Raw genomic sequence first — 20096 nt, forward strand, 5'->3', positions numbered from 1 at the left:
TTTAGTCTGCGATTTCATAATTTGAAATCGCAGACTAAAATGCAGCTATACTCCGAACATTATGTAAACCCTAAAACTGAGCGATTCGTCAATAAAATTTGGTGCTTAGATAACAGTTTCGGCGAAAGCTTAATTGAAAACAAACTTGTTCTGCCAAACGGCTGTTTCAATCTTGCTTTTGTCACTGGAAATTCTATCCAAGTTCACACGAGTAAAGCCAAATACGAGATGAACGAAGGCGTTTATTTTTGTTCTCAAATGACAAATAAAGTTTTAGTCAATATCCATCCAAAAACTAGAGTTACTATCATTCAGCTTCACACTTGGACGCTTTCAATGTTTCCTAAATATGATTTAAGCGATTTTACAGATTCTATTATCAAAATTAATCCTCAAGAACTGCCTTTTAGCATTCAGATTGATTCTGGTATTGAAATAATGTTAAACACAATAAACACTTATTTTGAAGCTTTATCTGATTTAAATTCGGAGAAAAACACCATTGAAAAAATCTGCGAGATTATTAAAACCGAACCAGAAGTTTCGGTTTCAGAAATCAGTTCGTCATTACAATCTTCTCAGCGGCTCCTGCAGATTAAATTTAAAGCAGCAACAGGGTTGACGATTAAAAAATACATTCAGATTTTGAAGTTTAGAAAATCAGTCGATCAAATGGTAAATTCTGATCTAGAAAAACTAAAACTGACTGATGTTGCGCTTTACAATAAATATTTTGACCAATCGCATTTTATCAAGAAGTTTAAAGATGTGACCAAAACTACTCCAAAAACATTCGATCCCAATTCGTATTTTCTTTCTCATAAAAGATAAATTTTCGCATTTGTACAATTTTCCGAGTTTTGATTGATCTATTTTTGCAGAATCATCAATCAATACGCAATCACAATGAAAATCAATCTATCACCATTTCAATTCAAATTTCTTTTAATTGGAATTCTCCTCTTTCAAATTAAGTTGGGATTTTCTCAGGAGGCCAAAAATTCAGCTTTATACAAAACCATCATGTCAAAGGACAGTCTCCTTTTCGACGTTGGCTTTAATACCTGCGATGCTAAACAATTTGAAAATCTTTATACTGAAGATTTTGAGTTTTATCACGACAAAGACAGCATTTCTGATAAGGCAAGGTTTTTAAAAACGTTTCAGAACGGAATCTGTTCTCCAACAAGGAAATATAATTACCGCAGAGAACTCATAAAAGGAAGCACCGAAATTTATCCTTTACACAAAAATGGCGTTTTGTATGGCGCTATTCAAATGGGAACACATCGTTTTTATGAAAGTTCTGCTGGAAATGCTGAACAGGCTGGAAGTTTTGCCAAATTTACCCATTTATGGCTTTTAAAAAATAAAGAATGGAAACTAGCCAGATCACTGAGCTATAATCATCAAATGACAAGCTCTACTGCTGGAATATCAAACCTTTTTGACAATGATCAGGAAACTGAAAAATGGCTGAAAGAAAATAATGTTCCCACTTTAGGAATTGGAATTATTGCAGACGGAAAACTAAAACAGGTAAAGGTGTTTGGAGAACTAAAACATGATAATCCCGCGCCTTTCAATACCATTTGGAATGTTGCTTCGCTAACAAAACCTATAACGGCAATCGTGGCTTTGAAATTGGTCTCTCAAGGAAAATGGAATTTGGACGAACCGCTCGATAAATATTGGATTGATCCAGATATTGCTAAAGATCCAAATCATAAGCTATTGACAACCAGAATTGTTTTGAGCCACCAGACCGGTTTCCCGAATTGGAGGTCTTTTAACGAATCTAAAAAATTGGATTTTAAGTTTAAACCCGGAACTCAATACCAATATTCGGGAGAAGGTTTTGAATATCTGCGAAGAGCTCTCGAGAAAAAATTTCATAAAACATTAGATCAATTGGCCTCAGAATTGGTTTTTGAACCTTTAAAAATGACCGATTCTCAATTAATTTGGAATGATAAAATTGATCTTTCGAGATATGCCGTTAATTATGACAGAAACGGAAATGCTTACCAACCTACAAAAAATAAATCTGCAAATGCAGCCGATGATTTATTGACTACTGTTGAAGATTACAGCCAATTTTTATGCAGTGTCATGAACAGCGAGGGGTTAAGCAAAAAAGTTTTTGACGATATGATTTCACATCAAGTCCAGACCAAAAAGAACAAGTATTTTGGTTTAGGCTTTGAAATTTATGATTTAGGAAATGAGAACTACGCCTTATCGCACGGAGGAGCAGACCAAGGCGTTCAAACTATTTGTATTTTACTTCCAAAAACAAAACAAGGACTAGTCATTTTTACGAATGTAGATGATGGCTATAAAATTTATGAAAACATTGTAGTCCACTATCTTGGAGAAAACGGTAAAAAAATAGTCGATATCGAAACAAAATAATTTCCTTCTCAGTCAGATATTAATCTTAATCTGAAAAAAATGCTAAAATTATTTATTCTTCTTTTGCTATACATATAATCGCAAAATTGAAATGTACACAAATATAAAATGAAATGTACATTTTTTCAAGCAAACAGATGTTTCTTTTAAATGTACTTTAAACCACATTTAAAGATACATTAAACATTTTTATTATCTTTGTCTAGGATGTGGACAAAGTGGTAAAGTCTGAAAGTCGAAAGGCAAACATAGGCGGTAAACATTTACTGAAGGACTATGGTAATGTTGGGTTCGAATCCCTTCCATCTAAACAAAAAAACCTAGAAATATCTAGGTTTTTTTATGCTTTAAATTTGGTCAACTCGCTATAATTCACTATCTTTATAGTGTAATTATTAGATACATAACTTTGTAAAATACCTTGAGGAAAAACCTAGATCATCCTTTAGGGATTGTAGTATTTCAGTCTCTTTTGTGCTGATATATGAAAATTCAAACCTACCTGTGTCTGCATAGTAGTTTATATTGATATTTACGCATACTCTAGCTGGTATTCTGCCTAATTTTTCAAGCCAATTACTAAAATAATATTTAAAATCTTCAATTCTATTCTCATGGTAATCTTGATTATATTCATCCCAAATGTAATCGCCTACTATTTTTACCTCAATATTACTTAAAGCCATGTTTAATCCGTTGCATTTATAGCAGCAAAATTAATTATGAGTAATAATAGTTGATTGTCTCAATTTGTATCAATTTAACCAACGTTTAAATTGAATTTAACTGATTGACCTGAGATAAGCTCTTTAGTTAATTCAAAATTATTTTCATAAATGTGAACGTTGCCAAGAAAAAGCGTAATGCTTTTCAATTTAACATCGATTTTCTTCGAAATAAGGTACAAATGGTAGATGTCCGAAGGCAAACCTAGGTTCGCATCAGAACTGCGCTGATATGCGCTTAAAATCAATTTTCCTTTGTCTATTTGAAATTGTATAAGGCTTAAACAAGGCTGTTGATTGCTTTCTGTGTTGTTAGAACCAAGAAAAAGCACATAGTTTTTAGAAGATCGTTTCTCGCGATTAATTTTCTCAATAAGATTTGGCAGCTGTTCGAAATAGGTTGGATAACTATTGACCAAAATTGGTCCGCAATAATCCCACCATGAGACGCCTATTTCTCTATAAGCTTCTGTTGACCTCTCACCAGCCATGAAAAGAGTTAATTCATCTTTAAGTTTCTTTTTTGCAACTGCGTGCCCTTCAAATAGTTCAAGAAGATCAATCGGTTTTAGCTGCAATACTTCATTATGCAGAAAAGTTATTGAACCTTTTTTGTTCTCCTGGCGCTTGCCTTTAGTAATAATTTTGTTTAATGTTTCATGATACTTATTCATTATTTTATTGTGTTGTTTGTTTGATTGATGATGATTATATTTGCAGCTCTCAGGATAATTTAAAATATAGCAAAGCCAGCATAAGAAGACTTTTGTCCTCCACGCTGGCTTTGTGCTAAATTAAATTACCCTGAGAAAGTATTAATTTGTGGAGGACATTTTTTTCCCGCCTCCAAGGATTATTTTACTCTGTCTTTTTAGAAAAGAGCTGTGCCGCACTTGGCAATACTGCTGATAATACCAAACCTACTAGTTTGATTCTGTTGATTACCACCAAACTCAGTCCTGCATCCTGCAAAAGATCAAATTTAGTGTCAATAATTCCAGTCAGTACAATTAAGATGCTCACAATAGCGGCAATAGTTTTCTGATTCATAGATATATTATATATTTAAAGTTATTTTTAGATTCATTAATAGACAATCATTAATTGTCCAGTTGATGTTTTGTAAACATCACCCACAGTTAAACTTCCTGATAAAGCGGCAGCATTGTCTGCGTATACTGGAACGTTTGCAATTTTTAGTGCTCCCAATAGCGACATTTTTCCAGTATCATCAATTATAATTCTATTAACGCCCCCTATAGTACCGCTTCTACTAGTGCCTATAATTACATAATTGTTGGGATTCGCGATTGGCATATTTGCATCACCTCCTAAAATTGTGTTATTGGAACCTGTTGCCAACCTATTTGCGCCATTAGCTGGATTATTTAAGACAGTATTTCCTGAACCAGTAGTTATTAAGCTTCCTGCGCCATAAGCCAAAAGAGTATTGTAACTACCTGTTGTAGTACCTGCACCACTGCCTTTACCGAAAAATGAATTATATTCTGCTGTTCCCGATAATCTTCCCCCAGACAGTGAGCCTACCATTGTATTACCTGGACCAGTCAAACCCGTTGATTCATATAATGCAGAATAACCAATAGCAGTTGTTTCATTCCCAATTGATGTCAAAGCTATACCAGCTCTGCCGCCTATTATAGTACATCTACTAGTAGTGTTGGAAGAGGCTCCTGTGAATGCCGCCAAAGCATCACCACCGATTGACACTAGATGAGTATTAGTAAGAGATTTTATATTGTTACTTCCAAACACCACAGAACTGACACCACTTCCTGTAGTATTAGTTGCAGTATTAGGGCCTAAATAATAACTTGCGCCGCTATCAGTCACCTTATAAACAAAATCGGCTATTCCTCCGCTTGCATTAATTCTATAAGGATTGCCAATAGTTCCTGCACCAGTTACAGTTGTATTGGTTCCTGCAGCAATTTTAGTTTCTGAACCGTCAATTGTCGGCAGAATTGAATTAATAACGTAAGGGCTCGCATTAGTTCCTGTACCAGTAACAGTTGTATTGGTTCCCGCCGAAATTTTAGTTTCTGAACCGTCAATAGTTGGCAGAATTGAATTAATAACGTAGGGGCTCGCATTAGTTCCTGTACCAGTTACAGTTGTATTGGTTCCCGCCGAAATTTTAGTTTCTGAGCCGTCAATTGCAGGCGAAATTGAATTTATAACGTAAGGGCTGGCATCAGTTCCTGTACCAGTTACAGTTGTATTGGTTCCTGCCGAAATTTTAGTTTCTGAGCCGTCAATTGCAGGCGAAATTGAATTAATAACGTAAGGGCTGGCATCGGTTCCTGTACCCGTTACAGTTGTATTAGTTCCAGCCGAAATTTTAGTTTCTGAGCCGTCAATTGTTGGCTGAATTGAATTAATAATGTACGGATTAGCATTTGTTCCTGTTCCTGTTATGGAAGCATTGGCGCCTGCAGCGATTTTAGTTTCTGAACCATCTGCGCCGAATTCGCTACGTGGCACAAATTTTACAGTTTCGTCAGCTCCGCGAACTAAAACGCTGTCTAGTTTTGAACCCTCAAATACAGTCTGCAATCGGAGAGGTTTCTTAATTGAGTATTCTTGTGGAATGGTTATTTGTGCTCTTACTGCAAAAGATAACGCGAGTAATAAAAATAAAACAAGTCTTTTCATGTTTTTAATTAAATAGATTGATTAGTAATGTTTGTGATATTTGTAGTTTGTGGAGTTATCGTAACAACATCATTGGTGTACTTTCCAGCTTTAATTCCAATAAAAACTGCTTTGTTTTCATCCATAGGATCAGTGAATGTTGCTCCATCAGGCTTGATGATCTTTTCGAGTTTTTCAATTCTATTAATTAGTTTGCTAATGACTTTCTTTTTTTTCATAGTGGTTTAGTGTTAAGCTGATGTTACTACATCATAATTGTTTAAATTATTATTATCGCCTCCTAAAAAATATCCTTGTATCCATTGATTTTCTACAAAACCAATTACAAAATCACCTTGTTCCTGCTGATTTATATTGTCTGGATTATCATTTGAGGAGTGCTTAAAAACAAGTCGTTGACCAATTGGAATGAAACGAGTATTTATGATTAAATTAGCATGAGCATTTGGGTCTGTTTTATGCACTTCAAACTGGGATTTCTCAGCCTTTGCATTTAAAACTGATGTCAGGCCATTTATGCTCGACTGTGGAATCATTTCGTCTTTATGCCAGAAAGATGTCAATGTAGCCCAGAATTGTGCTTGAGTTGGTTTTTTGCCAGTTCTAAACCAGTCTAAAATTATGTTGATGTTTGTAGCCATTATGATAGTGGTATTAGTACATAATAGAAATTTAAATTCTGATTATTGGCTACAATTTCACGCAGGTAGATTTCGAAAGACGTGCTTGTTTCTCCGCCGTAAGTCCAGAAAACATCATTGTCGTCATTCCAATATGCTGACCTTCCTCTAAGAGAGCCCAACACCATATAATTAGAAGTTCCAACAGATGGGAATGTCACAGTCATTTTTGTATCATTTACATTTCCATTACTTCCAACATTTCCAACATAAAACACATCCTTGCGAAGGAATGGACTGTTGAATGCTATTTTGTTTTTAATGTAAGCATCCGATAGAACATCAGTTACATTCCAATCCGATTGAACGTTTTTCTGAGCTCCAATTTCAATTGTATTCAATTTAGCTTCAATTGCAGTTATTCTGTCTATAACAAGTGTTTGAAATGCCTGAATGCTTTTTGTTGGAATAGGCCTTTCAAATGAGCTCCAAGGCCATGATATTTCGGCTGTTCCAATTGTTGCATAACGAAGTGTATGGACTGTTTTTATAGTGCCATTTTCAAAAGCTCTGTCAATATTTTCATCAACGATTATAACCTGAGACCCCGCAAAAACTCCTGAGGCCTCACGGAACTCTAATAGCTCACCGTCAATAAATACGAATCCATTTCTAACAGTTGTTCCAACTGTCTCACAGCCTGAAATAATCGTAAGATTTCCCGCTAATTGCCCTAATGCATTGAAAGCCATAAACGCAGTTTGAAGCTCCTGCAATCTTTCTGTCTTTAATGGAAAACCGCCTGTCTGATTAAAATTTGTCTTATTCATTTATAAAAATATCATAGCGAAAACCGCCTGCTTTATAAAATTTAACGTGTGCATGCAATGCGTAAATTTGGGTATTGTATGTTTCCTCAGGAACAAAGACAATAAAATCTAGTCCTGTATCTGCAGTTTCTGATTCCGTGCGAAGGAAAACTGTTGGTTCTTCACTCTCGGTGTGTATAAACCTGTCCTGCTGTTCGCTTTCTGTGTAAACATAATATGTCTCATATAACTGTCCGTCCGCTATATAAATCCGTCTTTGGATTGGGTCAAATTTATCATTCAATGAACCCTCCAAGGAACAGACTTGACCTGTATGTTCTAGTTTATAAATATTTTCCTCCCGCCAATTAGACCATCTATAATAAAGCTGATCGAGCGGAAGAATGAGCGCCTGTAAATAGCGAATCATGACAGGCTTTCTCAAAAAACTGGGGAGCAGCAAAATCACCAATCTGCTATAATCTATCTTACTCCACATAAGCAATATCTTCGTATGTTACTATTTTGAAATATCCGCTTTCTGCTATTTTAGAAATGAAAATTGGCTGGGGAACTCCATAACCGCCCAAATCTGGATTTATCCAAGAGCTTTGAGCGCTTAGTAAAGTGGCGTCCAAAACGCCTGGAACCTGCTGTATTTTATCAATAAGGGCTGAAAGCTTTAATTCGCCATTAAAATCCAGCTCCTTCATAAACTGTTCTAAAGCCTCTATCACAGGATAATTCCCGTTTAGCTTGCTCATCCCATTTGCGTCCAAAACCAGTACATCGCGCTTAATCTGCAAATTCAAATACAGCTGATCTGCCTTATAATTGATAATAGTTATCTTAGGTCCCGCAATTTTTATTCTTTTAAAGTAGTTTTCAATTGCTTCTACCTGTGTACTGTCTTCAAAATCAGAAAGCGCTCCATCAACCTCGCTGGCTATTTTTATAATGATTCTTGTATCGTTTTCAGCTTCGTTTACTGCCGAATATTTAATGATCTTAGAATTTTCAATCTGTTCATCTGTAGCTCCCGCATTATCAAAATAATCTTTGTCCTGGACTAAATCAAAGCCGTATTGGAAACGTAAAGCCATTGTACGATACCAAGGCAGACTGCCAGCTTTATCATTGTCCAGCATTTCTTTAACTTCTTTAAAATGCTGGTCAAAAAACGATTCATGAACCGCAATGCCAAAAGCAATGATATAGGCAAATAGTCGGAAAATTGCCGTCTTGCTGGTCGAGTTTAATACTGATAAAGTTTCATCAGCTGCAATCCTGTCGAGCATCTGCTTTTGTATTTCAGCGATTGTTCTTGCCATATTATCTTACTATAAAATTTGTCTCTATTATCATGCTGCCTATACCAAGGCCGATATCTTCAAACTCTTCCGAATTAAAATCAACAGCTGGAACAATGTTTCTTCCTTCCAATGCTGTTTTTACAAATATATTTTCTGGAGCTTCAACCAGTTTTAATATTGTTCCGGCAGGCAATGAATCGGTAACCGACAGATTATTCAATAACCCCAGTTCAAAAGCAACATCCGCACGCCCATACACGTGTGAGGCGACATCTTGCAAAGTCTGGTTTTCATGGGTCTGATACTCATTCATAGCTTCCGTCAATTGTTAATCCGGTTTCTTTTATTTCCAAAAGCGAGATGTTGAAGCCGTCAGCCTCCATCTGTACTCTTACAGTCCTATCTAAGAATCTGTCGAGGTTTCCGCTGATTGATCTGTCAATGGCAACACCCGTTTCCAAATGTTCTTTCAATTCTCCAGGCGTCAGCTTTAAAATCATTTCAACATTCTGATTTGTGCTGTCGCCAAGTACGAAATCGCCGTCGATTACTTTCAGATCGTCATTCTCCAATAAAATATCCGTCATGATACTGTGTGTAAAATTGTTCCTGTGACTGTTCCGCCACCGCTCGGAGCAACAAGCCCCGAGGTATATTCAATTTTTAAAGCTTTGATTTCTTCCACAATTGCCTGAGCCAGCTTGTCTGAAATCCTTTCAAGCGATGCGTTGTGATCTTCCTGCTCTGTCTGTTCCGCTTGAAATGCATCCTTAATTTTTTCTTTTAACCTTTCTTTATCCAATGCCATTTAAACTCATTTTAAAAAACCATTAAACCTAGTTTCAAGTTCGATAAAGTCCTCAATGTTTATCAGATTGATAGTAGGACCGTTGTTGGTTGTAAACTTTAATGCTTTAATCGCTTTTATTAAATCAGCCATAAGCTTTTTTAAAGTCTCATTTTCCTTTTGCAGCAGAAAGCCGGAACTATCAGCCTCAAATTTGCAGGATTCGATTACCAGGGAAAGCTTTTCAATTTCGCTGGTATTGACAACAGCCGCATTATTTTTATTGATAAAGACCACTAAGACCATACTGCCGACCTTCGGAAACAATACAAGTCCGCCTGTTTCGCTTTCCGCCTGCAGACGCACATTATAAATTTCTGCTGTATCATCAACCGGTTTCACGTTGACGGTTTTTTCGTCTTGGTCTATCTCCATCACCTCACATACTTTGGCGTAAACTTCATCACTAGTCTGTGTCAGGTTCTGTAATGTATCTCTTAAATCGCTCATTGTCTTATTCGATGTTTAACGGCTGTCCTAACTCAATTTTCTGGCGGTAGCCATTCATTCCGAAATTCACTTCCAGCTTCTTAATCAGAAAGCTTCCTTTATTGCTGTCAGATGCCTCGATGTACGCTATATCGCATTTGCTCACAAGTGGCTCGCCGAAAGTCTCAAAACCGCCCTTAAAACCAGTAGTCTTAAATCTAACGAGTTCAGTTTCCGCAAATACTTTTAATTCGTCCTTTGTGACATTATACTTGTACACCGTAAAAAGTTCGCCATCCTTGTCTCCAGTCGTCAGTTCGATTCTCTTGTTTTTTGAATTGACTGAAATTGCTTTTACCTTGACTTTGACATCTTCTGCAATCCTGTACACAAAGTCTTCATTTATGATATTTTTGCCATAAATGAAGCTCTCGCGCTTTCTGCTGTTCAGCGGATAGGTAAAGCCAACATAAAGCTTTGAATCATTGTCAAGAGTTCTGAAATAGGCACGCAATCCAAACTCTTTTTTAATTTCGTTCAATTCCTCAGCGACAGTATTTTTGGTAATCCGGTAAGGGCCCAAAACAATATCGTCATCGATCAGCTGAAATTCGATTCCTGTTCCAGCCAATAAATCTCCGATCAGTTCTTTAAGGGTCACTTTCGCATAGCCTTTCTTTTTCACTTCCGCAGTTTTAAGCATAAACATACCATCTTCGCAAGTGATCTTTATAGGCTTCTTTGCATCAATTGTTCTGATATAGCCAGTAAACCTTGTCTTAAGAACACCGTCATAACCCAATTTTACTGTGATTTTATCGCCTCGTTTTATTGGAAGCCTGAAATTGTCGGCTCCCTGCCAGGATGTTTTTTTAGGTAAAAGCAGTTCGCAGGTGTCCGTTAGCGTCGATGTGTCCTCGACAATGGTACAGCTATTTAAAGAGTTAAAACTCCAAGTTTTATCCCCTTCAATTGTTATTTCAGAAACTAAAACCAGCATCCTGTTTTATTTTTATTTCGTATGGCGTATCACTTAACAGCTGCAATTGAAAAGCCTGACGGTTACTGTGGGTTTCCTGCAGCATTCCGTACGATTTGACAACAACGCTTTTAATTCCAAAAAGCGTGAGATAATCGCTCTGCACTTCCAAGCTATCCTTGATCTTTAAAAAACTTAAGAGCTCCTGCAGTTTTTCTACTGGATAATCCCTGCTTTTCTCAGGGTCTGTTTCACTGTAATTTGTTACTGCGCCATCGATCTGGATGGTATAATCCCCTTCGCTTATATATTCTTTTATGGTTCCGTCTCTTCCCTCCATAGGAGTAGTCACAATATTTCTTTCCATGTTTACTGTGGCAATGCATTCCACAAATTCAATCCGCTTTCCTTTGTACTGAAATGCTAAGCTTGTAAGTGTTGGAACTCCATAATGTTCAGAACCTTCAAATTTAAAGTCCAGACTTGCGGGCTCTAATGGTTTATATGTCCGGACATTCACAAAATCGAAAACCATTATTGGGCTAGATTTACATCATTTACAGCAGTCAATAATGCCTCTGTAACTGACTGTTTGATACTTTCTTTACTTTCCTTTGCGGTTCCGTGGAAATGCAGCGTCATGTTCTCGATCAGCTTTCCGATGTTGATGCTGCGCGACCCCGAACCGCCGCCAGAACCGCCTTCTTTTTTATCTTTTGCGCCAACTCCGGCAATCGGTTTTGTCGGTGCAACGCCTGCCTGGAATCCTTTGGTGACGTCGAATATTGGCTTTTCGTCTTTTTTCTTTTCCTGGACAGGCTTTTCTTTGTCCTTTTCCTTCCGGTGATCTTTATCATAGCTGGCCGCACCTTTTTTCTCACCTTCTTTATATGCCGCTTTTACATCGGTCATTCCCTCACTGGAGAAAAGAGTTTTGAAGAACTTCTTTATCGGCGCAAAAACGCCTGTAAGCTTATCCATAATTTTCTCAAATAGTGCGACTATCCAATCCCATACTCCGCTAAATGCTGATATGATGGGCTGTACGAGCCATTCATCAATAAATTTTACAAATCCTGAAAAAGTGCTACTGAACCATTCCCAAATACCGCTGAAAAAAGAACCTATGAATGTTAAAACTCCGCCTACCTTTTCAGCAATCCAATTGAAAACGCCGACAACAAAATCACTCACTGCTGTAAAAATGGAAACTGCAGTTTCATAGTACCATACGAATATTGAAGCGATAGCATTGAAAACAAACTTTATGAACTCCCAAATTTTGGTGAATACGAATTTGTAGGCATTGTAATAAGCCATGATGATTGGTTTAACAATCATGTTCCAGACTCGCTGTACTATTATTCCAATGTTATTAAAGACTGCTTTTGCAGCTTCCCAAATACCGAAGAGCACCTCCCTGAAACTTTTGGAGTTATCCCATAGCATCTTAAAAATGGCAATCAGCGCAACAACCCCTACAATTATTAAACCTATAGGATTGGCGAGCATTGCGGCATTTAATCCCAATTGCGCAATTGTTGCGCTTAAAGTGGCTCTTGTAATACTTCCTATAGTTGCAGCGTAAATCCTGTTTATGATACTTCCAACTCCCGTCACTGCAGCATTCTCAGCCGTTACAGCCGTATCTGCCTGCGTTGCTACGGTTTTTATAAACAGCTTTGGCAGAAATGCGCTAATGACACTTTTAAGTGCGGTATAGCTTTCGGCTATCTTTCCGGCAGTCGTAAATACTTTTACGCTTGTCTGCAAATAGGGAAGATAGGCCTGAGTCGCATTAAAGATTGATATTCTCCAGTCGGTGAACACCGCGTTAATTCTGTTCATGCGCTCCTGGTAGCTTCCCATGATCGTATTGGCCTGTTCTACCGCCGTGTTTGTTCCGGTGATCTTTAGCGCCAGTTCATCCTGCGCGTCAGCGGTTTCAATAAGTGCGATACCCGCCGCCATGTTTTCTTTACCGAAAACCTTAGTCATTAAGGCTGTATCGCTCATTACAGGGCGAAGCATTCTTAAACGGTCTGTAAGCGGGATGCTGGCATCTGATAATTTCAAAGTTGAAATTCCCATAGCTTGCAGCCCTTCGGTTGCATCCTTTGAAGCAAAACGGCCTTCCGATAAAGTCGTTAAAACATTTCGAAGAGCCACACCGCCCTCAGAACCTTTTTTCCCTGCTTTGTCAAGCATTTGGATTGCGGCGTTTGTAGTGACAAACGAAATTCCCGTTGTTTTGGCAACCATTCCGACCTGTTCCAGGGCAGCCTGAATCTGCGGAAGCTCAGCAGAACCCTCTTTTGCGCCTGCAGCCATAACATTCATCATGTCTGCCATGACTTTACTAGCGGCAATTGGGTCCTCGAGGTTCACGCCGTACTGATTCATGGCGGTGGTAAGAACATTGGTAGCTGCCACTGTATCGCCTCCCATCGTTTTAGACAGGATATTTACATTATCTCCCATGAGCTTCATCGCCTCAGAATTTTGGGCGATCTCCGGAGACAATTGCGAAAGTATCAGCTTATATGCATTTACGTTGTTGCTGGCGTCAGTTCCAAATACTTTAGAACTCTGTCTGGCCGCCATTTCAATATCTTTCAGGCCTTGTCCGGTTAGTCCTGTAATTGCTCCTAAATCCGCCATCTGCGTATTTAGTTCAATTCCTGGCTGTACAACTTCATCCAATATCTGCCCCAACTGCTGTATCCCCTCGGATGCCAATTTAACTGCAAGAAGCGCCTTATAGCAGTCGCCAAAAACCTTAGTTGTTCTGGTAGTATTTTCCTGAACGCTTGCAAGCCCGCCGTTTATTGTGGCAAAAATTTGCCCGCCGTTGCTCTGAAAATTCAGATTATAATTAATACTATCCATTTTTATGCTTATATTTGTATAATAAAATTTCAGATATGAAATATAAATACACCGCCAAACCTCTGTTTTACGTGCTTGTAGCAAGTATTACGCTAGCGTGTTTTATTCCAATCTTACTTCCGGTTGTTTTGGGTTTTTGGGTTGTGTATGCGCTAATCAATTTTGCGAACACCATTTTTAAGGAAAACAGATCTTAGTCAAGTCCGAACAGGTTTCTGAACATTTCGGCCTGATTCTCCAGGCGCCATCTTTCCAGCCACATCGCTTTCGCGTAATAATCTCCCCATTGGGTAACCTGCAATTCTTTTGGATTGATTTTAAAGTTTGCCATTATAATGGCATCGCCCTGCATCAATCCCACATCATCCCCGCCTTGTTCCAGACGGGCTACAAGTTTTTTACATCAACAGAAAAAGAGTTCATGTGCTTGGCCAATCCTTCAAGAGCTTTCAGTTTGGCGAAATCGCGTCCGCTGATCTCATCGTCCGCTTTAATGATGCAGTTGTCATAAAGTGCGACCGTTCCTTTAATTTCAGAGTTTTTGCCAATTGCTCCAGTTGCTTCCAGAACTTCAAAAGTCGGTTCCTTAAAGATTGCGTGAAACATGTGTTTACTTTCGTATTCTTCCTTAGCATTTTGCAATTCCTCATATAGTTTCGGTTTCTGAGCTTGAAGTTTATCGCCCTGATCTAGTAACAAAGTTTCCAAATGATTGATTTTTTCTTTTAGCTCAACACCGCCCTGCTGAATTGTAACGATTACCAAAAATCCGTGCTGCCTTTTTAAAGTAGCGATTTGGGATTCAGTCAATCCGCATATTAATTTTTCTTTTACTTCTTTTACTTTGTTTTCCATCTTGTTTTATTGGTTTTTAAAAACCTTCCAAATATTGCTTTGGAAGGTTTTTTGATTTACTATTCAATGTGAGAGATTAACAATTCAAGCTCGACGTCTTTAGACATATCGCCTTCTTTCCAATCGAAAGTGGTTTTCTTAAACTCGCAATTTTTGAGAGTGTGTTTTACGATCGGTCCAGTTTCAGGCTGGTACATAACTACAATTGGAAATGGCGCGATATTATGCAGCTTGTTCTTCGGAGCATTGGCCTGCATAGCGAAGACAGTTCCTGATAAAAGCGTGATTGAGCCGGTTGTCTTTACACGTCCGTAACCGCGCGACACGGGATTTTTGCCCGAACCGTAGATATTTTCTTTTTCCTGTTCCTCTTCGTACTTAATCGCCTTAATGCCAGCAATTGCACTAGCTGAAACGTTTACCACAATATCAGCCCATCCGTACTCTCGGCCGTTGATTAAAGGTGTAGTCTCCATTTTCTATAATTGTAATGTGAAACCAAGATTGACAACGATCTCTCGAAGAACTCCGACAGGCACAATCTTAATTGTAACTTCAAGCTTCGAAGTCGTCAGCACTTCCTGGTCTGGGTTAATGTTTATTTTAAAACCGCTGATTTCACCGTCACGCTCCATCTGTTCCAATGGAATCGAGGCGATTGCCTCGAGTGAGGCGATTACATCCTGCGTCAGATTTCCTGTCACCGGATCAACATAAATCGGTCCCGAAACTTTAGGCAGCAATTTGATGTAGACGCCTCTCTGCGCTTTATCCATTGCGCGGTTAGTTTCGATTGTTGCGAAATCGCTGTCTAAATCTGTAGCCGTGAAACTGTCATTGAAGAAAGTTCCGGTGTAGCCGATATGCTTAATCATAAAGATGTAGCCTTTGCTGCTGATCGACTGGATTTGTCCAGGAGTAAAGTCGCTTATCAAAGTGCCATCGATAAATGCCGGCACGTCTAATTCACGCGCAAGGACATTCCCGCCTGTAAGAGCTTTTGGATAGGCTGTTGTAACAAGGTTCTGCCTTTCTACCCAAGCAATGCTTTCGTGAACCTTAGCTTTAGACACCGCTCCTAATGCGGCTCCAATGATTCCAACCTTTTTAGTGACAAGCTCAGAAACATAATTTCCGCGCCCAGCGCCATCTTGGCCAATTACAACACTAAATCTGTCGTTGCTGAAAGTGTGCAGGTCTGGCAATGCCAATAAATTGGCTGACGTTATCCCGTGCATAGAGTAAAGCAGTTCCAAAGGCATATTTAAGATGGCCAGCTCGTCTAGCACATCTTTAATCGCTCCCGATGTTTCCGCCAAATCAGCAAAAACAGTTATAAGGTCGACAACTCCAATCTGTCTGATTTTTGCCTCAGCAAACTGCTGCAATTGCTTTACGGCAACATATTCGCCATCATTCAGCAATGAAGAAACAATGTAAAGCTTCGAACCAGGATTAATTCTGAAATATTCCGACACGTGATAATGCATGACAGGATTTGTCAAAGCCGTCACTCCAATACCAGCTAAACCTTCAACCTCGTTAAGAAGCGTTTTGGCGATGTTGGCCTCACCGTAGACGATCAGACCGCTTATGTGATCTTCGCCCGCAAGCCTCTTGGCTAAGCCTCCGCCTTGTCTATTAAATTGAACTGTGTTCATGGATTATTTTTTATTGGTTTTAGGCTCAGCAGCTTTTACATCAGCTTTTGCAGCCGGTTCTTGTGGCGCAGCTGGTTCCTGTTGTTTTGCTGGCTCTTGCGATTGTTCTGGCACAGCTGGTTCTTGCGGTTCAGAAGATGCAGCCGGTTCTTGTGGTGCAGCTGGTTCTTGTGGTGCAGCCAATTCAGCTGTTAAAACTCTATTTGGGAATGTTTCAGGGTCAAACGGGTCTGTATTCACAACAGTAAGATTCGGCGCCACAATTTCTGCAGTAACATCAATATTGTTTAAATCTGCGCTTTCAGCCTCTTCCGTTTCGTCCGATTCCTCAACCTCTGATCTGTAGACAGGTGCGACTGATTTATTTTTCAAACCTTTTGCATGATTGGCAGCGGCATTTTCTGTAAAAAATGGCTCACCATCAGCAGTCTGGTAATACATATCCAGATTTGGATTTGCTTTAAAAATTTCGTTTTTCATGCTAAACGGGTTTAAAGATTTTGATTAAAAATTTGATTAGGTAGTAAAGGGCAAGGGTAAGGAAGACACGCCCGCAGAAAATCTGGAACTTTTCCCACCATGTGAGCGGCTTTTTAATGTAATTGGTATGCGTAACGGTAACCTTTTGGATGTCGGTCTTGTAAGTGTCTTTCCACTGCGCAAAAAGTTTTTGGGCTTCCGCCTGACAATCGACTTTAAGCTGATTGTCCTGAATATTTACTTTAGGAGCCTTTAAGCTTTTCCCTGGCGTTGCGACAGGTTCGCCCTTGAACTTGACTTTTCCGTCCTTGCATTCAAGCCATGCATTGTAATAGCTGCTGTCCTGCAGGATTTCGAAAACTGTGTCTCTTACAACTACTTTGGTCGTAATTGTGTTTACTTCTGATTTTTCAGGTAAAGGAACGCCGCTGCTTTTACAGGAGACTAGCGTTCCAATGGCCAAAAACAAAAAACTAAAGTAAAATAAGCAGAGTGTGATTTTATTGGGTTTATTCTTCATGTTTAATTGCTTTTTAAATGGGCTTTAAAATCTGATAAAACCCTTCATTTGTGATATTTTGCGATCGTATCGCCTTGCGACTTCATAACCTTCACGGCTTCCTATATTATTGGTATTTCCTTCAATGGTCTGCAGCTTTCCGTTTGGCAGAAGCTTTTCGACAAATCCGGTATGTCCTGCGCCTTTGCCAAAATCCATAATAAAAAAGTCTCCTGGCTGCGGTGTGGCTACTCTGTATTTTGCCATCTTGCTGTACATATCCAAAACACCGGCTGTTTTTGCAAGTGGGTTTTCAACGTTCAGCTCAGTCGAGGCTGATTTTACTGACCAATAAACGAAAGCCATGCACCACGCATAACCCTTTCCTAGTCCCACTGATTTGAGATATTTTTCAACCGCTGGTCCAGCATTGCTGTTTTTGGGTATTTCCTGTACGCCGATTTGGCTTTGGGCTATTTCAAGTGCTTTATTTCGTAGTGTCATGGGTCTTTCCGTTTAATTGTTTGAACTTTTGCAGCTCATCAACTAACTGCTGATTTATAAGCATCAATTCCTTATGCTGGATTTCCATGTGCTTGATAGTATCATAAGCTGCGGTCAGTCTTGTAGCCATATCGTCGAGCATTTCCCGATAATATTTTACAGCCGTTACGGCGTTATCAAGTTCAGCGGCTCTATTTTCCGCTAGGTTTTTTCTTTTAGAAAACAGCCAAGTAATTAATGCTCCAAAAAATGCGGTCAGAGTTGGGTATGCAAATTGTTCCATTTATAATTTTTGGGTTTTAAAAATGGCTCAGAACAGCAGAGCCATTTTTTATAGTGATCTTAAATGATTGCTCCAATTTTCTCAGCTCTGAAAGGAGTTGCTAAGAAATAGTGACGATAAGACAGATCATTTGTTTGTGTTGACGGGTTATTTTTAGCCTCAGCAAAATACTGTTTTGTATTACCTGTCTTTTTAGCAATACCAGTAAGCCCAAATACAATTGAACCCGGTCTGTCAGTTCCGCCTGGAACAGAACCGTATGCTTTTTTAACACCTGCAGAAGTGAAGTACGGCATATTTTCGTAGGTGTATAAATAGAATCCTGCGATTTTTGGCGCTGGCTGTCCTTCACTGTAATTAACAAGCTTGTCACCAAAATTTTTACGATCTAACAATAAATCATTCCAGTGATCTTCTGTTAAAACAAGACGTCTATCTTTAAGCGGAAACTTACCTGATTTGCACGCTGCCTTAAGCCTCACTAAATCATCATAAGTTAATCTTGGACGCGTGCCATCCATTAAAGGAGCATCTGTTCCGTTTATACCAGTAGCAAAAATGACTGGTGTTTTAGTAGTATGTGACTGTGGAGCAATTGAGTGAATAGCTTTACCATATTTCTCCGCTAAGATTGCTCTTACTGAGCTTTTAGTAACAGTATCAATTTTATCATAAGACGCTCCCATGATTTGATCGTCAGAAACAGTCACTACTTTAGTTTGATACTTGTCCAGCGTAAACTGCAATGAACCGTCTGTATATTGCTGTACTGGAATTGGATAAGTTGTATTGTTGATTAAAACATCAACATCAAAATCAGTAGCTGCAATATGAATAATGTTAGATTCAGTTGCGGTATTCTCACCAACTAGAGACACATCCGCGTCTAGCTCTGCTACGCCATCAAGCCAAGGCGCTTGATCTGATTCATCTAAGTTTGTGATAACACGATCTAACCAAATTTCAGGAAAATTTGCTGGCATATTTTTATTTTTTTACGTTAAACATTTTGTTGTACTCGTCTGGATTACTGTTTTTAAAAGCCAATTGTTCATTCAGACTTAATTTTTGAAAATCTTCTTTTGTGGCCACTCCAATAGATACAGGGGTAACCGTTTGATTGGCTAAAGTGGTTTTAGATGGAATTGAATCCAGAGTAGTCTTAAGAATAGAAAGGCTGGCTTTTCCAAGAGCTTCGAACTCTTCTCTTTTTGGAGCTGCAAATTTTCCAGCCAGCTGTCCAGCATCAAGCAATGCTTTTAATTCTTCGGCTTCCTGGTTTTCTTTTTCAGTCTGCATGGCCAATAATTTGCCCTTGTTTTCTGCATTCTCTTTTGATAATTTTAATACAGCAGTTTCAACTGCCTCAACATCCACCTCTGGTGCTGTCTTATCAAAACTTAAAGCTGTCAATGCAGCAATTGATAGTGTAATTTTTTTCATATTATTTTTAGGGTTTAAATCCAACGTTCTGGTTTGGGTTGGCGGTATGGTTTCACCTTCTGTAGGCATAATAGACAAGCACAATTTTTTAACCTCTTCATCCTTTAAGAGCTCGCCTTCCTGGTTGTAAAGACGGATTGAATTTGCATTTGAAGGAACTGCGACAATAGAGCATTCGTAAAGCTCGCATTTGGTCATTATCAGTTCATCGCCAATAATCTGCAAGTCCTCACGGTTAAAAGAGATACCCATTGAACATGTCTTTATGAACTCACGTTCGACTTTTCCGGCAACCAGCGCCGCATCTTTGTCGTCCATATCGAAAACAGGTTCGCCAAGAAGCAGGTCCTTATCGACTGTTACGTTTTCCCATCGTCCAAGAACATTGCCTGTTGAGTTCCAATGGTTGTTTAGCATCATTGGATTTTTTTTGAACCTCTTCAAACTGATTCCAGATGTGACAATTCTAAATCCGTAACTGTTGACCTGATTCTGATCATTAAAAACAAAAGGTTTTGGCATAGGCTATTTTTTTGCGTTGTTTCATTTTGAGAGGACAAAGATTGAGTGGAAAAACGCCGAAAAAAAAAATCTTAAAACTCGCTGAACTACTGTATTAACTGGCTGTATCAGTTTATAAACTCCCTGAACATCATTTTTTTAAAGCGC

Annotated in this window: 28 protein-coding genes; 2 read left to right on the forward strand and 26 right to left on the reverse strand. The window is 38.7% G+C overall.

Going from position 1 to position 20096, the window contains the following annotated elements; genetic code table 11:
• The first annotated feature begins 39 nt into the window (after positions 1-39).
• A complete protein-coding gene (locus N4T20_RS02415) occupies positions 40-831 on the forward strand; it encodes a helix-turn-helix domain-containing protein (protein WP_260671534.1) in 792 nt (263 codons plus the stop codon).
• A 75-nt stretch (positions 832-906) separates the two neighbouring features.
• A complete protein-coding gene (locus tag N4T20_RS02420; protein WP_260671535.1) occupies positions 907-2415 on the forward strand; it encodes a class A beta-lactamase-related serine hydrolase in 1509 nt (502 codons plus the stop codon).
• Positions 2416-2810: 395 nt separating this feature from the next.
• On the opposite strand, the gene N4T20_RS02425 is transcribed toward N4T20_RS02420, so the two are convergent.
• The 26 genes from N4T20_RS02425 to N4T20_RS02550 form a co-directional block, all read right to left on the reverse strand.
• Positions 2811-3101 carry a hypothetical protein gene (locus N4T20_RS02425; protein ID WP_260671536.1) on the reverse strand — a complete coding sequence of 97 codons (291 nt, stop codon included), beginning with the start codon at positions 3099-3101 and terminating at the stop codon, positions 2811-2813.
• Positions 3102-3175: 74 nt separating this feature from the next.
• Positions 3176-3814, reverse strand: a complete 639-nt coding sequence (locus N4T20_RS02430) for a thymidylate synthase (RefSeq protein WP_260671537.1) — start codon at positions 3812-3814, stop codon at positions 3176-3178.
• 184 nt (positions 3815-3998) lie between these two features.
• Positions 3999-4190 carry a hypothetical protein gene (locus tag N4T20_RS02435; RefSeq protein ID WP_260671538.1) on the reverse strand — a complete coding sequence of 64 codons (192 nt, stop codon included), beginning with the start codon at positions 4188-4190 and terminating at the stop codon, positions 3999-4001.
• A gap of 36 nt (positions 4191-4226) precedes the next feature.
• Positions 4227-5816 (reverse strand): hypothetical protein, encoded by a 1590-nt coding sequence (locus tag N4T20_RS02440; RefSeq protein ID WP_260671539.1) that lies wholly within the window; start codon positions 5814-5816, stop codon positions 4227-4229.
• An 8-nt stretch (positions 5817-5824) separates the two neighbouring features.
• Complete coding sequence (locus tag N4T20_RS02445) at positions 5825-6034, reverse strand: hypothetical protein (protein ID WP_260671540.1); 210 nt, start codon at positions 6032-6034, stop codon at positions 5825-5827.
• A gap of 12 nt (positions 6035-6046) precedes the next feature.
• Complete coding sequence (locus tag N4T20_RS02450) at positions 6047-6457, reverse strand: hypothetical protein (RefSeq protein WP_260671541.1); 411 nt, start codon at positions 6455-6457, stop codon at positions 6047-6049.
• Positions 6457-7266 (reverse strand): hypothetical protein, encoded by an 810-nt coding sequence (locus N4T20_RS02455; protein ID WP_260671542.1) that lies wholly within the window; start codon positions 7264-7266, stop codon positions 6457-6459. Before N4T20_RS02455 ends, N4T20_RS02450 begins: the two co-directional genes overlap by 1 nt.
• Complete coding sequence (locus N4T20_RS02460) at positions 7259-7675, reverse strand: hypothetical protein (RefSeq protein WP_260671543.1); 417 nt, start codon at positions 7673-7675, stop codon at positions 7259-7261. Before N4T20_RS02460 ends, N4T20_RS02455 begins: the two co-directional genes overlap by 8 nt.
• 58 nt (positions 7676-7733) lie before the next feature.
• Positions 7734-8576 carry a nucleotidyltransferase gene (locus N4T20_RS02465; protein WP_260671544.1) on the reverse strand — a complete coding sequence of 281 codons (843 nt, stop codon included), beginning with the start codon at positions 8574-8576 and terminating at the stop codon, positions 7734-7736.
• Position 8577: 1 nt separating this feature from the next.
• On the reverse strand, positions 8578-8871 hold the full coding sequence (locus N4T20_RS02470) for a hypothetical protein (protein WP_260671545.1): 294 nt from the start codon (positions 8869-8871) through the stop codon (positions 8578-8580).
• Positions 8864-9145, reverse strand: a complete 282-nt coding sequence (locus tag N4T20_RS02475; RefSeq protein ID WP_260671546.1) for a hypothetical protein — start codon at positions 9143-9145, stop codon at positions 8864-8866. Before N4T20_RS02475 ends, N4T20_RS02470 begins: the two co-directional genes overlap by 8 nt.
• Positions 9142-9366 (reverse strand): hypothetical protein, encoded by a 225-nt coding sequence (locus N4T20_RS02480; protein WP_260671547.1) that lies wholly within the window; start codon positions 9364-9366, stop codon positions 9142-9144. Before N4T20_RS02480 ends, N4T20_RS02475 begins: the two co-directional genes overlap by 4 nt.
• A gap of 6 nt (positions 9367-9372) precedes the next feature.
• Complete coding sequence (locus tag N4T20_RS02485; RefSeq protein ID WP_260671548.1) at positions 9373-9855, reverse strand: hypothetical protein; 483 nt, start codon at positions 9853-9855, stop codon at positions 9373-9375.
• A gap of 4 nt (positions 9856-9859) precedes the next feature.
• Entirely contained in the window at positions 9860-10834 is a 975-nt protein-coding gene (locus tag N4T20_RS02490; RefSeq protein WP_260671549.1) for a hypothetical protein, read from the reverse strand.
• A complete protein-coding gene (locus N4T20_RS02495) occupies positions 10815-11348 on the reverse strand; it encodes a DUF6046 domain-containing protein (RefSeq protein WP_260671550.1) in 534 nt (177 codons plus the stop codon). The genes N4T20_RS02490 and N4T20_RS02495 overlap by 20 nt, the downstream gene beginning before the upstream one ends.
• The gene (locus tag N4T20_RS02500; RefSeq protein ID WP_260671551.1) at positions 11348-13702 is read right to left on the reverse strand and encodes a phage tail tape measure protein; all 2355 of its coding nucleotides are present in this window, start codon (positions 13700-13702) and stop codon (positions 11348-11350) included. The genes N4T20_RS02495 and N4T20_RS02500 overlap by 1 nt, the downstream gene beginning before the upstream one ends.
• 193 nt (positions 13703-13895) lie before the next feature.
• A complete protein-coding gene (locus N4T20_RS02505) occupies positions 13896-14033 on the reverse strand; it encodes a hypothetical protein (protein WP_260671552.1) in 138 nt (45 codons plus the stop codon).
• 56 nt (positions 14034-14089) lie between these two features.
• Positions 14090-14557 carry a hypothetical protein gene (locus N4T20_RS02510; protein WP_260671553.1) on the reverse strand — a complete coding sequence of 156 codons (468 nt, stop codon included), beginning with the start codon at positions 14555-14557 and terminating at the stop codon, positions 14090-14092.
• A gap of 59 nt (positions 14558-14616) precedes the next feature.
• Positions 14617-15033: a hypothetical protein gene (locus N4T20_RS02515; protein ID WP_260671554.1), complete on the reverse strand. Its 417-nt coding sequence runs from the start codon at positions 15031-15033 to the stop codon at positions 14617-14619.
• A 3-nt stretch (positions 15034-15036) separates the two neighbouring features.
• Positions 15037-16218, reverse strand: a complete 1182-nt coding sequence (locus tag N4T20_RS02520) for a DUF2586 family protein (RefSeq protein ID WP_260671555.1) — start codon at positions 16216-16218, stop codon at positions 15037-15039.
• A gap of 3 nt (positions 16219-16221) precedes the next feature.
• The gene (locus tag N4T20_RS02525; RefSeq protein ID WP_260671556.1) at positions 16222-16698 is read right to left on the reverse strand and encodes a hypothetical protein; all 477 of its coding nucleotides are present in this window, start codon (positions 16696-16698) and stop codon (positions 16222-16224) included.
• 1 nt (position 16699) lies between these two features.
• Complete coding sequence (locus tag N4T20_RS02530; protein WP_260671557.1) at positions 16700-17218, reverse strand: hypothetical protein; 519 nt, start codon at positions 17216-17218, stop codon at positions 16700-16702.
• A 24-nt stretch (positions 17219-17242) separates the two neighbouring features.
• Complete coding sequence (locus N4T20_RS02535) at positions 17243-17701, reverse strand: CHAP domain-containing protein (RefSeq protein ID WP_260671558.1); 459 nt, start codon at positions 17699-17701, stop codon at positions 17243-17245.
• Entirely contained in the window at positions 17685-17984 is a 300-nt protein-coding gene (locus tag N4T20_RS02540) for a cell wall anchor protein (protein ID WP_260671559.1), read from the reverse strand. Before N4T20_RS02540 ends, N4T20_RS02535 begins: the two co-directional genes overlap by 17 nt.
• A gap of 59 nt (positions 17985-18043) precedes the next feature.
• Positions 18044-18967 (reverse strand): hypothetical protein, encoded by a 924-nt coding sequence (locus tag N4T20_RS02545; RefSeq protein ID WP_260671560.1) that lies wholly within the window; start codon positions 18965-18967, stop codon positions 18044-18046.
• Between the two features lie 4 nt (positions 18968-18971).
• Complete coding sequence (locus N4T20_RS02550) at positions 18972-19949, reverse strand: HK97 family phage prohead protease (RefSeq protein ID WP_260671561.1); 978 nt, start codon at positions 19947-19949, stop codon at positions 18972-18974.
• Between the last annotated feature and the right edge of the window lie 147 nt (positions 19950-20096).

This window comes from Flavobacterium sp. TR2 (assembly GCF_025252405.1).
Taxonomy (GTDB): Bacteria; Bacteroidota; Bacteroidia; order Flavobacteriales; family Flavobacteriaceae; genus Flavobacterium.

What these genes read in the sequence shown, in the direction of transcription:
- N4T20_RS02490 (WP_260671549.1), bottom strand. Translation starts at nt 10,834, where the DNA reads ATGCTGGTTTTAGTTTCTGAAATAACAATTGAAGGGGATAAAACTTGG.
- N4T20_RS02460 (WP_260671543.1), bottom strand. Translation starts at nt 7,675, where the DNA reads ATGATTCGCTATTTACAGGCGCTCATTCTTCCGCTCGATCAGCTTTAT.
- N4T20_RS02475 (WP_260671546.1), bottom strand. Translation starts at nt 9,145, where the DNA reads ATGACGGATATTTTATTGGAGAATGACGATCTGAAAGTAATCGACGGC.
- N4T20_RS02420 (WP_260671535.1), top strand. Translation starts at nt 907, where the DNA reads ATGAAAATCAATCTATCACCATTTCAATTCAAATTTCTTTTAATTGGA.
- N4T20_RS02520 (WP_260671555.1), bottom strand. Translation starts at nt 16,218, where the DNA reads ATGAACACAGTTCAATTTAATAGACAAGGCGGAGGCTTAGCCAAGAGG.
- N4T20_RS02550 (WP_260671561.1), bottom strand. Translation starts at nt 19,949, where the DNA reads ATGCCAAAACCTTTTGTTTTTAATGATCAGAATCAGGTCAACAGTTAC.
- N4T20_RS02540 (WP_260671559.1), bottom strand. Translation starts at nt 17,984, where the DNA reads ATGGAACAATTTGCATACCCAACTCTGACCGCATTTTTTGGAGCATTA.
- N4T20_RS02530 (WP_260671557.1), bottom strand. Translation starts at nt 17,218, where the DNA reads ATGAAGAATAAACCCAATAAAATCACACTCTGCTTATTTTACTTTAGT.
- N4T20_RS02445 (WP_260671540.1), bottom strand. Translation starts at nt 6,034, where the DNA reads ATGAAAAAAAAGAAAGTCATTAGCAAACTAATTAATAGAATTGAAAAA.
- N4T20_RS02495 (WP_260671550.1), bottom strand. Translation starts at nt 11,348, where the DNA reads ATGGTTTTCGATTTTGTGAATGTCCGGACATATAAACCATTAGAGCCC.
- N4T20_RS02500 (WP_260671551.1), bottom strand. Translation starts at nt 13,702, where the DNA reads ATGGATAGTATTAATTATAATCTGAATTTTCAGAGCAACGGCGGGCAA.
- N4T20_RS02430 (WP_260671537.1), bottom strand. Translation starts at nt 3,814, where the DNA reads ATGAATAAGTATCATGAAACATTAAACAAAATTATTACTAAAGGCAAG.
- N4T20_RS02480 (WP_260671547.1), bottom strand. Translation starts at nt 9,366, where the DNA reads ATGGCATTGGATAAAGAAAGGTTAAAAGAAAAAATTAAGGATGCATTT.
- N4T20_RS02440 (WP_260671539.1), bottom strand. Translation starts at nt 5,816, where the DNA reads ATGAAAAGACTTGTTTTATTTTTATTACTCGCGTTATCTTTTGCAGTA.
- N4T20_RS02485 (WP_260671548.1), bottom strand. Translation starts at nt 9,855, where the DNA reads ATGAGCGATTTAAGAGATACATTACAGAACCTGACACAGACTAGTGAT.
- N4T20_RS02505 (WP_260671552.1), bottom strand. Translation starts at nt 14,033, where the DNA reads ATGGCAAACTTTAAAATCAATCCAAAAGAATTGCAGGTTACCCAATGG.
- N4T20_RS02545 (WP_260671560.1), bottom strand. Translation starts at nt 18,967, where the DNA reads ATGCCAGCAAATTTTCCTGAAATTTGGTTAGATCGTGTTATCACAAAC.
- N4T20_RS02465 (WP_260671544.1), bottom strand. Translation starts at nt 8,576, where the DNA reads ATGGCAAGAACAATCGCTGAAATACAAAAGCAGATGCTCGACAGGATT.
- N4T20_RS02535 (WP_260671558.1), bottom strand. Translation starts at nt 17,701, where the DNA reads ATGACACTACGAAATAAAGCACTTGAAATAGCCCAAAGCCAAATCGGC.
- N4T20_RS02450 (WP_260671541.1), bottom strand. Translation starts at nt 6,457, where the DNA reads ATGGCTACAAACATCAACATAATTTTAGACTGGTTTAGAACTGGCAAA.
- N4T20_RS02425 (WP_260671536.1), bottom strand. Translation starts at nt 3,101, where the DNA reads ATGGCTTTAAGTAATATTGAGGTAAAAATAGTAGGCGATTACATTTGG.
- N4T20_RS02470 (WP_260671545.1), bottom strand. Translation starts at nt 8,871, where the DNA reads ATGAATGAGTATCAGACCCATGAAAACCAGACTTTGCAAGATGTCGCC.
- N4T20_RS02510 (WP_260671553.1), bottom strand. Translation starts at nt 14,557, where the DNA reads ATGGAAAACAAAGTAAAAGAAGTAAAAGAAAAATTAATATGCGGATTG.
- N4T20_RS02415 (WP_260671534.1), top strand. Translation starts at nt 40, where the DNA reads ATGCAGCTATACTCCGAACATTATGTAAACCCTAAAACTGAGCGATTC.
- N4T20_RS02455 (WP_260671542.1), bottom strand. Translation starts at nt 7,266, where the DNA reads ATGAATAAGACAAATTTTAATCAGACAGGCGGTTTTCCATTAAAGACA.
- N4T20_RS02515 (WP_260671554.1), bottom strand. Translation starts at nt 15,033, where the DNA reads ATGGAGACTACACCTTTAATCAACGGCCGAGAGTACGGATGGGCTGAT.
- N4T20_RS02435 (WP_260671538.1), bottom strand. Translation starts at nt 4,190, where the DNA reads ATGAATCAGAAAACTATTGCCGCTATTGTGAGCATCTTAATTGTACTG.
- N4T20_RS02525 (WP_260671556.1), bottom strand. Translation starts at nt 16,698, where the DNA reads ATGAAAAACGAAATTTTTAAAGCAAATCCAAATCTGGATATGTATTAC.